A 13,151-nucleotide genomic window follows, 5' to 3' on the forward strand; every position below is an offset into this window, starting at 1 on the left:
GTTAGAGTGGGAAGTTTTGATTAACCAACTGTGTTTGTTGGTAAGTATGATTAAAATAGGTGTTCGATATGGATAGTGACATGTCGTGCAATAAATCGGCAAGCTCTGAAAGTTCTGTGTCCAGATGCTCTCTTAAAGTGCTATCAGTATTTAATCCCATCAATTTATTGATATTCAAATTTTCAATTTTAATATTGGCTTCTTTTATCAACCGTTGACATTCGGTAACGGTTTCAGTATTTTTAGAATGAGGCAATCTATCAATATCTTTTTGGATTCTTTTAAGTTGGTAAGTCAATGATTTTGGATACTCTTTATCAAGTAAGATAAGGTTAATAACATTTTCTAAACTTAAATACGACTTGTAACTGTAACGGTAAATATTTAAACTTTCGTGACTAGTTAAAAGCGATTCCAATATTTCGTATTGCAAATGTTCTTCTAAATTGAATACCAAAAGCGAGCGGCATTTAGAAACGTTCATCATGGCCTGTTCGGTTTGTAAACCAATAAAATATAGTAAAAGCCCTTGATCTACTAAAATACTTTCTTCAATGAGCCCCATAAAAGCAATTAATCTGGTAATGATGCGGTCTAAAAGTTTTATTAAATCTGAGATTGCATAGTTTTTTTCATCTATGAAGCGGCCCCAAATTTTTTGGATACCATCAAAAACGCGCCACATATCCTTAGACCATAAGTTCCTTAGTGTATAGTAGGAATTATTAAAACTGTTGAGCGTTTGCGCAAACGAGCCCAAACGTTTATCATCTTTTATGACAGAAAGAATTTCTTTTAACGGATTTTTTAAGGCCTCTTCATTATCCTCACCAATAAACCCTGGATAGGTGTAGGTGATGGTAGTAAGCGATTGAAATAGAAATTGTAGCTTTTCGGATTCAATTTTTTGGATATTAAATTGAGAATTGCTCATTTGGTTTAGCACCATTCTTAAAAATCGTGCCGTTACAATCGCTCTACCAAGATATCTACCAGACCAATATAAATTTTCTGCGGTATTGCTTGGTAAATCATTAATATCTGAAATGGATATTTTACAAGTATTATCCCAAGCATAATGATGCATGCCTGTTTGGGGATTATCCGTAATGATCCAAAAATCCTTACTTACGCCACCACGTTGATTGGACACATGTAATTCTTCCCGTTCTGGTGCCACACGAACCAAACCACCAGGCATCACACTATAGGAGTTTTTCCTTGCGATGGCAAAGGTACGGCACATGACTTTTCTAGGTTCTAAACGCCCATTCACAAAATCGGGTGCTGTTGAAAATGATATTTTTTCTTGGGCAACAAAACGATAAGGGTTTGACTGTATTTCTCTTTTTAGTTTTTCCAATTGGTTGGCATCCAAAAATTCACAGAAAAATAAACTTTCCCTATTGGAGCGGTCGATGCGCTTCACAACAAAATTAGATAGGTTGCTTAAAACATATTGACGCTCTTTTTCTTGTCCACACCACCAAGAGGCTATCTGCGGCAATATTAAATCTTCATTTAAGAAGTATTTGGAAATGGCATTCATAAACGGAATGAGCCCCGAATTTTCAAGTACACCGCTACCAATAGGATTGATGATGGTCACATTTTGGTTCCGTACCACATCCAACAAGCCAGCAACACCTAAATATGAATCTTCGCGTAACTCCAACGGATCCATGTACACGTCATCCACACGCCTTAAAATAACATCTACTTGTTTGAGTTCTTTCAAGGTTTTCATCCATACCTTGCCATTCCGCACTACCAAATCGTTGCCCGTTACCAAAGGATATCCTAAAAATGAGGACAAATACGAATGCTCAAAGTACGTCTCGTTTAACGGCCCCGGCGTAAGAATAACAATGTTAGGGTTGTCCTTATTATCATGGGCTGCATCAATAAGCATTTGATTGAAACCATAAAAAAAGCTAGAAGAATGCTGAACATGTATGTTTTTAAATATGGATGGAACAGCTCTATTTATGGCATACCTATTTTCAAGGGCATAGCCCATACCAGAGGGTGCTTGTGTGCGGTCGTTAACAACCCACATGCGTCCATCGGGACCTCTGGATAAATCAGCAGAATAGATTAATAAATTTTTGGATGTTTTATAGTCTATTTGGTCGCATTGCCTTAAAAATCCTCGATGGGCAAACACAACTTCATGAGGAATGACCCCTTTTTTAATCAATTCGCGTTTACCGTAAATATCCTTTAATATTAAATTTAATAGTTCGGCGCGTTGGATAATCCCTTTTTCTATGGTTTTCCATTCATTTTCATGGATTAGAAAAGGCACTACATTCAAATTCCAAGGGCGGTGCATTCCTTTGGGGTCGTTATACACATTGTAGGTCACCCCATTTTCATCCATCAACCAATCAACTTCATTCTGTTTATTGATGAGTTCTTTCAACCCAATTTGATTGATGTTCTCTAGTAGGTTTTCCCAATTGGGATTAATAGTCATATTAGATTTCAATACTTCATCATAATTTCTGTTATCAGAAAAATAATTTTGAAATAATATGTTGGAATCTAAAATCATAAAAAGGTGCTATTATTTTTTTCGCAAATCTAAGGTATTTGGAAACTCAAAATTGGTTGGAAGCACTTTATATGTGAATTTTTTCTCGGCGCTTTTTTCTTTGACGGTTTTATTTGATTTATCGGAGTCTTGGGAAATATTTTCAACCTCACCTTGGGTATGTCCAAATTCCCAAAAACGACTGATTCTTCTTGATTCTGCCTCATAACTATTGACAGGATACGTATCATAAGAACGTCCGCCGGGATGCGCCACAAAATACGTGCAACCACCAATGGAACGTTTATTCCAAGTATCTATAATATCAAAAACCAACGGGGTGTCCACATCTATGGTTGGGTGCATGGCAGAATATGGATTCCAAGCTTTGTAACGAACACCAGCAACAAATTCTTCTCTTACCGTTGTGCTTTTTAAATCCACTTTAATGCCGTTGCAAGTCAGCACATAACGTTCATTATTGAAATTGGAAACCTTCACTTGAAGACGTTCCACAGAAGAATCTACATATCTTGCCGTTCCAGTGCCTGTTGCTTCTTCACCAAGAACGTTCCATGGTTCGATACCAGCTCGTAATTCCATGTTGATGTCATTGATTTTAACCATGCCATGAAGCGGAAATCTAAACTCAAAAAACGGATTAAACCAATCTTCCCTGAATTTGTAACCAGCCTTATTTAGTTGGGCAACAATATCTTTAATATCTTCCCTTACAAAATGTTCAATCAAAAATTTATCATGCAATTCTGTACCCCAACGGACTAATTTATGTTCGTAAGGCTTGTTCCAAAACCAAGCTACCAAGGTTCTTACCAACAAGTTTTGCATCAAGCTCATTTGTGGGTGCGGTGGCATATCGAAAGCTCGTAATTCCAATATTCCCAATCTGCCAGAAGAGGAGTCTGGGGAATATAATTTATCAATGCAAAACTCAGCGCGGTGTGTATTTCCTGTTAGGTCTGTTAATAAATGTCTGAATAACCTATCCGTCAGCCAAAATGGGACTTTGCCTTCTTTCGGAATTTGCTCAAAGGCAATTTCCAATTCATATAAGTTTTCCATGCGGGCTTCATCAATTCTAGGCGCTTGACTGGTTGCGCCAATAAATGCACCTGAAAACAGATAGGAAAGTCCTGGGTGGTGTTGCCAAAACGTTAATAAACTTCTTAATAAACTAGGTTTTCTTAATAGCGGACTATCAGCAGGGGTGACGCCTCCTAATGTGACGTGGTTACCACCACCAGTACCAGTATGTTTACCATCGAGCATGAATTTTTCGGTACCCAAACGCGACTTTTTGGCTTGGTCGTAAAGAGTTAACGTATTATAAGTAAGCTCTTCCCAGTTTTTTGCAGGATGCACATTCACTTCAATAACACCAGGGTCTGGAGTCACTTTCATAGATTCCAATCGGTTATCTTTTGGCGGGTCGTAACCCTCAATAATTACCGGAATCGATAGCTCTTTAGCCGTAGCTTCAATAGAAGCCATTAAATCCAAAAATATTTCCGCACTGTCTAAAGGTGGTAGAAATAAGTGAAGTTTTTCGTCCCTAATTTCAGTGCACAATGCCGTTCGAATAAAATAATTGGTCTTCTTTAATGGAATGCCATTGTTTTGTACGTTTTCAATCCTACTGTTTACGACACGTTTGTAATTACGTAATTTTTTCTTTTTTGAAAACAAATCTGGTTGAAAAACTGGAAATTCTTCATGTTCAGGTTTCAGTAGTAGAGAATCTAAAGGTAAACGTAAACCGACAGGTGAATTGCCGGGAATTAAAAACAAGTGCTCCCTTCTAAACTCCCAGTGGCAAGTATACCAATCGCCCATGGTATTATTTAACGGTAATACATAACCGATGGCTTTTGAAGTACCTTCTTTTAGAATTTCCTTGAGCTTATTTTTTACAAGCATGTTGCCATCTTCTTTCGTTGGGTCAATATCTAAAGGCATTTTGCCTTCTTGCCACAGAAAATAGAAGGAATCTTCAAAAGTCGGTTTTATGGTGGTGTCTGTGATACCTAAATATTTTGTAAGTGATTTTAGGAATAGCCTATCAGCATCTTTCGGGATTTTAGGATTATCAGAAAATAATGAGAATAATTTTTTATCCCGCCAAATGGGCTTTTCATCTTTTCTCCAACAAAGTTCGATAGACCATCTTGGTAAAGGTTCGCCGGGATACCATTTGCCTTGAGCTTGATGTAAAATACCACCTTTCGCAAACGTGTCATATAATCTCGCTGATAGATTTTTTGCCAATTCCCTTTTATGTGGGCCATCGGCATCGGTATTCCATTCGGGTGATTCCATATCATCAATAGACACAAAGGTTGGTTCGCCACCCATAGTGAGTCTAACATCCCCTTTTTGTAATTGTTTTTCTACTTGAAACCCAAGTTTATAAATGGCTTTCCATTGCTCTTCCGTATATGGTTTTGTAACACGGGGGGATTCAAAAATTCGTTTTACGGAATTCTCAAAAAAGAATTCCGTTTCACAAATATCGGTCATTCCAGAAACTGGCGCAGCACTTTCAAACGAAGGGGTACACGCCAACGGAATATGGCCTTCACCAGCCAATAAACCAGATGTCGCATCAAAACCAATCCAGCCAGCACCCGGCAAATAGACTTCAGCCCAAGCATGTAAATCGGTAAAATCTTCTTCAGGACCCGATGGGCCATCCAATGATTTTTCATCTGATTTTAATTGTACTAAATAGCCTGATACAAAGCGCGCGCCAAATCCCAAATGGCGTAAGGTTTGAACAAATAGCCATGCATAATCACGGCATGAGCCATTTTTCTGACTTAAGGTTTCTTCACAGGTTTGTACACCAGGATCCATACGAATGTTGTAATTAAGGTATTCGTATATTTTCCTGTTGATGTCTATTAAAAAGAAAATGGTTTTTCTAGGGGTTTTGTCAATGGTTGCTAAAAAGTCCATCAATAATTTGCCTCGTTCAGTGACTTCAAGATAGGGAAGAAGTTCTTTTTTGATGGTTTCATTATACTCAAATGGGTATTCTTCAGCAGATTCTTCAACAAAGAAATCAAATGGATTGATAGTTTTTAAATCGGCAATAATTTCAACATCAATGGACAATTCCGTGGTTTTCTCAGGAAAAATCAACCGTGCCAAATAATTCCCAAAAGGATCTTGCTGCCAATTAAAGAATTGGTTTTCGGGTTTTATTTTTATAGAATAAGCTTCAATAGGTGTTCTGCTATGTGGCGCAGGCCTTAATCTAAAAATATGTGGAGAAAGAGATACGGGCCTATCGTATTTATATAATGTTTTATGTGAAATTACAATCTTTAATGCCATGTATTAACTTGATTTAAAATTACATACAATGTAGGTTTTTTTTATGTAGATTTTTTAAAAAAACATCCTAAATAGTCACATAATTTACGCTGATAAATTATGATTTTATCATTTTTAAAAGAAAGATTTTTGAATCTGTAAATTTAGACGTAAAAAATGGCTATTGATACGTTAAAAGAAGACATGATAGATTCCTTTACTCCGTATAGATTTGATTTTCTTGTTCGGCTACTCTTATAAAAGTAGTGCGTTTGGTAAGCTCTTTCAATCTTTGCGCACCAACATAGGTACACGTACTTCGTAAACCGCCTAAAATGTCTTGCAAAGTGTTATCGACTTTCCCTCTGTATGGGATTTCAACCGTTTTTCCTTCACTGGCTCTGTATTCAGCCACATGACCAACGTGTTTTTCCATAGCGGTTGAAGAACTCATGCCATAAAATTTTCTGTAGGGTTTCCCATTTTTTTCTATAATTTCCCCGCCACTTTCATCATGCCCTGCAAACATGCCACCAAGCATCACGAAATCGGCTCCAGCACCAAAGGCTTTAGCGACATCCCCGGGTGTTACGCAGCCACCATCACTAATTATTTGTCCGCCCAAACCATGAGCAGCATCTGCACATTCAATAATCGCGGATAATTGTGGATAACCAACACCCGTTTTTATTCTGGTGGTGCATACTGAACCTGGCCCGATGCCCACTTTGACAATATCGGCACCTGATAGTAAAAGTTCTTCAACCATTTCACCTGTGACTACATTTCCAGCGATAATGACTTTGTCTGGATATAAATTCCTAGTCTTCTTCACAAAGTTTGCAAAATGTTCAGAATAGCCATTGGCAACGTCAATACATATAAATTTAAGTTGTGGATTTTGACTAATAATAGTAGCTAATTTATCGGAATCGTGTTTGCTTATTCCAGTGCTTATGGCTAGATAATCTGCCATAGAGTCTTGGGCATTTTCAAAAAACAGATTCCAATCATTAATGGTGTAATGTTTGTGTATAGCAGTAATTAATTTTTTATTGGATAGGGCATGAGCCATTTCAAATGTACCCACGGTATCCATATTCGCGGCAATAATAGGAATGCCTTCCCAAGTTATGGGGCTATGCAAAAATTTGAATTCCCGTTCTAAATTAACTTCCGATCTGCTTTTTAATGTGGAGCGTTTTGGACGAATCATAACATCCTTAAATCCTAACTTTATATCGTATTCTATGCGCATAAGTATCTGAAATTAATCCTATATCAAAAATATGTCTTTTTTAAGATTTAGGATTAAAAAATGTAACATATATTAAAGGGCAATCAAAAACCATAATTGTTTTGTGTATTTAATTAATTATGGATTATGTTTGTTAAAATAATAATTTAATGATGTTTTTATCACAATTCAGTAAGTTTTCAAAACGTATTATTGGGCTATCTTTTTTAGCATTGGTCGCCATTTCCGTTATTTTTTACTTGCTGTATAGTTATATAGAGGGAAATAAAGATTTGCATGTTATTGCTACATTGTTATTAATTATTGTAACCATATTGCTTATAGCAGTTGTATACCTTTTATGGAACAAGGCACATGATGGTTATGTTAAATCGGAGTTAATTAACAATATAAATGAACTTGAAAAAAGCTTAGAAAAGGCCAATTTACTTGTCGACCATAAATCGGTTTATTTGGCAAATATGAGCCATGAAATAAGGATACCCCTTAATGCCGTATTGGGAATGCTTAATATGTTGAAAAAAACCAATTTGGATAGTGACCAAATGGCTGAGGTTGAAATTGCCCAATATTCATCAGAGCATTTATTACAGTTGGTGAATATGATTTTAGATAACGCTAAGTTTGATGATGAAGCAACAGACTTGAATTTAGTTGTAATCGATTTAGAGTCAGACTTGTCTAAACTTTTCAAAGTTTTGGAATATCAAGCTTGGGACAAAAACCTAGATTTTGAATTTAAATTCTTATCAGAGAAAAAACCTAAATTCTTGTTGTTGGGAGATTTATCACGAATTCAACAAGTGCTTATTAATTTGATTAATAATGCCATTAAATTTACACATTCAGGTAAAATATCGATTACTATACATCAAACGGTTAGTAATGATGACAACCAAATAGTTACTTTTTATGTTAAAGATACAGGTGTAGGCTTGTCTGCTTTTGAAGTTAATAGAATTTTTAAAACCTCTAAAAATGATGATATATCAACTATGCAACATTATAGAGGTGGTGGTATGGGACTTTCCATTTCATACAAACTAGTGAAATTAATGGGAGGGGAGTTAGAAGTGGAAAGTAAAGAAAATGAAGGTTCTATTTTTTATTTTAGTTTACAGTTAAAAAAGACCTTGAATCTTAAAGTTGAGGCTAAAGAACCTGCATCTGATTTACTGAATAAATTCGATTATAAATTTAGTGTGCTTGTGGCTGAAGATAATAAAATAAACCAAAAGGTTATTAAGTTTTTGCTTGAGCAACAAGGGGCAGATTGTACCTTGGTAAGAAACGGGCTTGAAGCTGTAAAGCTGTATAATATTTTAGATTTTGATTTGATTTTTATGGATATTTATATGCCCGAAATGGATGGATACGAAGCCACTAAAACTATTAAGGCTAGCGATAAATATGCTAAAACTAATACACCAATCATAGCTGTTTCGGCAAGTGCTTTTGAGGCGGATATTAAAAAAGCCAAATTATCTGGGGTTGATGATTTTTTGGCAAAGCCGATTGAAACTGAAAGGCTGAAAGAACTATTGGTTAAATATTCACCGCAAAATCAGTCAAATTAAGCGTTACGATTTAACGGCAATCATGCTGATTTCAACATGTACATCTTTTGGCAGCCGTGCAACTTGCACTGTTTCTCTAGCAGGTGCATTAGCATCATCAAAATAACTTCCGTATACCTCGTTTATTAGTGTAAAATCATTCATGTCACTAATAAAAATGGTAGTTTTAACCACATTTTCAAAGCTCATATCAGCAGCATTAAGGACTGCTTTTAGGTTTTCCAAAACCTGTCTGGTTTCCGCTTTTATATCATCTAAAACCAACTGGCCAGTTTCAATATTCATAGCAATTTGACCAGAGAGATACAAGGTGTCTCCACTTAAAATAGCTTGATTGTAGGGGCCAATTGGTGCTGGGGCATTGGGTGTATTAATAACTTTTCGCATATAAACTTATATTAAAGAATTAATTAAAGACGTTGGTCTGGTTGCCTACGTTTTTCGTATTTAAGGTCTTTTAAGATGTTGGATTTTATGCCAATAAAAAAGTTCCATGAACTGATGGTGCTAAAAGGTACCCAACTAAAATTCATGCGCCAACTCAACAAATCACGCTCAAAACGTAATTGCGTAAAGGTAAAACCGTTACTTTTTAGATCATAACCAGAAGAGGCGCCAACCGACCATTTAGGTGATAGTTCTATATCTCCAGAAAACATGAGAGAGTGCGACGATATTAAATTTTCTCTCCTCGTATTTGAATAGTTTACTGCATACGCTAAACGTAAGCTCCATGGAATTTTATTGTTATAAAATTCTGAAATCGGGTCCTCTTCAGCGGTTTCTTCTTCATCTTCAGGAATTTGATTTGAATAATCTTGAGGTAGCCCAAATAAATCATCATCCCTACCACCGTTTCTCACATTTTCTTCAATACCCCTATTATTTTTATTCTTTTTATTGTCTTTGCTAGAAAACGAGGTGCTTGCTGTAAAATTGGCACTGGTAAGCCTGAATAAGCTACCACCATTGTCTATATTGAATTTATCAATCTTATTATTGTTGTTGTCCAGTGCATAAGGATCTAAAGTGGCTCCAAAGTTAATACTCAATTTATTATCAAATAATTGGGTGCCCCCAGTCATTCTTACAGGGCTCCACTGTAATGAATCTCCAGCGAGATTATAACCGGTTGAAAAATTTAAATTGTTTAATAGGATGATCTTTTTTAGTTCTGTAGCCGTTGTATCTTTATCCCTTACCTTGGCTTCAAAATTATTTGAAACAGAAAGCCCTACTGAACTTGAAAATGTTTGATTGGGAGTTCCAAAAATGGATCTTTCAAAACGGGTGTATTCTACATCGCTAGTGGTAAGCCCATCGGCACTTACAACCTCATACGTATCATAATATCTATCAAATGCAGGATTAACATTGTAGCTAACAGAAGGCCTTACAATATGTCTTAATGCTTTAATTTTCGTGTCTTTACCTTCTTTTTCAAAATTGAACATCCCATATATGGTGGTTCCCAAACTAGCACTAAAATTATAGGTTCTAAAGCTGTCAAAGTTATTAATAGTATCCACTACAATGGTTCTGTTTAATTCGTCAAAGGATTTTTTAATGGTTTTAAAAGTCCAAACTTCGTTATAATTGGTGCTAGCACTTAAACTGAAATGTTTAAACAGTTTAAAGTTGGTGCTCAACGGTATGTTGTGTTGAAATCCTGCTTCGGCATCTTTAAACATTTGTTTTGTAAAGAAGAGTGAATCGGTTGTTCTAATTCTATTTTCTCCTCTCACATTATATTGCAAGCTCACATTATGAATCATGCCCTTTTTTGTCCCTGTTTTGGGTGCAAAGGGAAAAATTCTACCAACACTACCTTGAAACGTTGGCAGCGTCATATTAATTTCTTGTGTATTGGTGTTTTGTGTATGTGTAGCGGTAAGGCTAATATTTGTCTGTGGCTCTCCTTGAAATGTTTTTGAATAAGATACAGATGATGATAGCGTATTGTTTAAGGTACTTCCAATATTTGCTTGATTAAGTGTGGTTCTATAATAGGTGCTACTACCTAAGTTTACGGAAGCTGAAAAGCGTGAATTCGGACTTGATTTTCCATCTTGACTATGGGACCATCGCAAATTGTAAACCGTAGATTTTGAATAATCGGGAAAACCACGCTCACTACTTATCAAGTTTTCATACCTAAAGGCAAAATTGCCCCTGAATTTATAACGCAGGGCATAAGTACTTTCCATACGCAATCCATAACTTCCATTGGTATAATAATCTCCTAAAACGGCTAAATCAACATAATCACTTATGGCAAAATAATAGCCCCCATTTTGTAAAAAATACCCTCTTTCGTTCTGTTCTCCAAATGTAGGGATAATAATACCAGATGTTTGTTTTTCTGTTTGGGGAAAAAAACCAAAAGGCAAACCTATGGGGGTTGGTACATCATAGATAAATAAGTTCGCTAGACCAGTTACTATTTTTTTCCCAGGAACCACTTTTGCTTTCCTTAATAAAATATAATACTCAGGGTCATCAAGATTTTCGGCTGTTGTATATTTTCCTCTATTTATAAAATATACCGAATCGTTTTCTTTTTTTGTCAACGAGGCAATAACAGTACCTCCTGATTGTTCTGTTACACTATTATAAATGAGAGCTTTTTCAGTTTTAGTATTAAAAACAATGGAATCTGGTTCCACAATATTTTCACCTTGGGTAAAAATAGGTGCTTGTACATAAGTCTTGGTAGAGTCTATAATACCTTTGGCGTAAACGGTATTTTTACTATAATCAACAGTAATACTCCCCGCTTTTATATTAATATTCCCATAAGTTATTTCAGCTTCATTATACAGGTAAAGTTGTTTCTTTTTTTGGTTGAATGAGGTGTAATCAGTTGCCTTATAGGTTACAATATCTGTTAGAGTTTCTTTTTTGGGTTTAATGGAATCCTTTACTATGGTGTCTTGGGCCTTTTCTGAAGTTTCAGGAAGCAACAAACTACCAACACTTACAACAATACTGTCTTTAACACTTGGTTCTATAGATTCTTGCTTTTTCGGGAAGTCTTGGGCGAAGCTAAACGTGTTGATAAACACTGTAAAACTTAATGCAAAAAGTATTTTAAAGTTGTTTGTATGCAACGCTTTTAAATGTATTTTTGTAAAAGTATGGCTCGGTTTTTGAAAAGCCAAAATTACATATATTTTTCTGTGATTAATTTAATTATTGAACAAAAAATTTAAATTAAACATACGCTTAAATCCATAGAGTAATAAGTTGCATTTTTAGTCGTTAAAATTCATATGAGAACGAACAGTTTATCCATTTTAGTATCCTTTATACTAGTATTAACATTATCTTCATTTATCCTCAAAAATGATGCCTACGGCCAATCTGAAAAGTTTGTTGTTGTTTTAGATGCTGGTCATGGTGGTAAAGATTCGGGTAATTTAGGAAATGGTTACAGAGAAAAGGACATTGCTTTAAATGTTGTATTAAAAATTGGAGAAGAATTAGAGAAAAATCCAAATATTAAAGTCGTTTATACACGCAAAACAGATGTATTTGTTGATTTATTCGAAAGAGGAAAAATAGCCAACAGAGCCAAAGCAGACTTATTTGTGTCTGTACATTGTAACGCCCATAAATCGCAAGCTTTTGGCACGGAAACCTTTGTTTTAGGTATTCACAAAAACCAGACAAATTTTGAAGTCGCAAAAAAAGAGAATGCCGTAATTTTCATGGAAAATGACCACGAAAGTAAATATGATGGTTTTGACCCAAATTCGCCAGAATCAGCCATAAGTATCATGTTAGGACAGGAAGAATATTTAGATCAAAGTATATTTTTGGCCAGTTTAATCCAAGACAATTTCACCAATAAATTAAAGCGAAATAACAGAAAAGTAAAGCAGGCTGGTTTTATAGTGTTGCACCAAAGTGTTATGCCAAGTGTTTTGGTAGAGCTTGGATTTTTAACAAATAATGCAGAGGGTGCTTATTTAAATTCAAAGAAGGGTCAGACGGATATGTCATTAAATATAGCCGATGCCATTTTAAAGTATAAAAAAGCTGTAGATTTAAATGTAGAAGGAGGGGCGTTGATAGACGAACATTTAGAAGATGATGATTCGTCAGAAATTATAACTTCAACGGCTATTGACTCTGATATAGAGTTTAAAGTCCAAATAGCTGCCAGTTCTAACGATTTAATTACAAAGCCTTATAATTTTAAAGGATTAGAGGCTGTGACAAAAGTAAAAGAAGAGGGTTTATATAAATATTATTACGGATTAACTTCAGATTATAATGTTATTAAAAGGCTTGAAGACGAAGCAAAAAGCAAAGGCTACACCTCTTGTTTTATTGTTGCCTTTAAACAAGGAAAAAAGATACCGTTATCCGATGCATTAAAAACAACTGCTAATTAAAGGCATTCTTTTTAAATTTATTTTAAATTTGTGCATCTAAACCC

The 13,151-nt window shown here is 35.4% G+C and carries 7 protein-coding genes; 2 read left to right on the plus strand and 5 right to left on the minus strand.

What is annotated here, in order from left to right:
- Position 1: 1 nt before the first annotated feature.
- The 3 genes from CDH50_RS07610 to CDH50_RS07620 all read right to left on the minus strand — a co-directional run bounded on the left by CDH50_RS07610 (position 2) and on the right by CDH50_RS07620 (position 7,130).
- Positions 2 to 2,557 (minus strand): circularly permuted type 2 ATP-grasp protein, encoded by a 2,556-nt coding sequence (locus CDH50_RS07610; protein ID WP_100611420.1) that lies wholly within the window; start codon positions 2,555 to 2,557, stop codon positions 2 to 4.
- A gap of 12 nt (positions 2,558 to 2,569) precedes the next feature.
- Positions 2,570 to 5,893 carry a transglutaminase family protein gene (locus tag CDH50_RS07615; RefSeq protein ID WP_100611421.1) on the minus strand — a complete coding sequence of 1,108 codons (3,324 nt, stop codon included), beginning with the start codon at positions 5,891 to 5,893 and terminating at the stop codon, positions 2,570 to 2,572.
- A 196-nt stretch (positions 5,894 to 6,089) separates the two neighbouring features.
- Positions 6,090 to 7,130 (minus strand): GMP reductase, encoded by a 1,041-nt coding sequence (locus tag CDH50_RS07620; RefSeq protein ID WP_100611422.1) that lies wholly within the window; start codon positions 7,128 to 7,130, stop codon positions 6,090 to 6,092.
- 149 nt (positions 7,131 to 7,279) lie between these two features.
- Between CDH50_RS07620 and CDH50_RS07625 the strand changes: the two genes are divergently transcribed.
- Positions 7,280 to 8,707: a response regulator gene (locus tag CDH50_RS07625; RefSeq protein ID WP_100611423.1), complete on the plus strand. Its 1,428-nt coding sequence runs from the start codon at positions 7,280 to 7,282 to the stop codon at positions 8,705 to 8,707.
- A gap of 3 nt (positions 8,708 to 8,710) precedes the next feature.
- Here the strand turns inward: CDH50_RS07625 and CDH50_RS07630 are convergent, their stop codons facing one another.
- Both CDH50_RS07630 and CDH50_RS07635 read right to left on the minus strand, forming a co-directional pair.
- Positions 8,711 to 9,094, minus strand: coding sequence for a RidA family protein (locus CDH50_RS07630; protein ID WP_100611424.1), 384 nt, complete (start codon positions 9,092 to 9,094; stop codon positions 8,711 to 8,713).
- Positions 9,095 to 9,117: 23 nt separating this feature from the next.
- Complete coding sequence (locus tag CDH50_RS07635) at positions 9,118 to 11,868, minus strand: putative LPS assembly protein LptD (RefSeq protein ID WP_100611425.1); 2,751 nt, start codon at positions 11,866 to 11,868, stop codon at positions 9,118 to 9,120.
- A gap of 111 nt (positions 11,869 to 11,979) precedes the next feature.
- Here CDH50_RS07635 and CDH50_RS07640 point away from each other — a divergent pair, with 111 nt between their 5' ends.
- A complete protein-coding gene (locus tag CDH50_RS07640) occupies positions 11,980 to 13,107 on the plus strand; it encodes an N-acetylmuramoyl-L-alanine amidase family protein (protein WP_100611426.1) in 1,128 nt (375 codons plus the stop codon).
- The last annotated feature ends 44 nt before the right edge of the window (positions 13,108 to 13,151 follow it).

It is taken from the genome of Confluentibacter lentus (assembly GCF_002806995.1).
Lineage (GTDB): Bacteria > Bacteroidota > Bacteroidia > Flavobacteriales > Flavobacteriaceae > Confluentibacter > Confluentibacter lentus.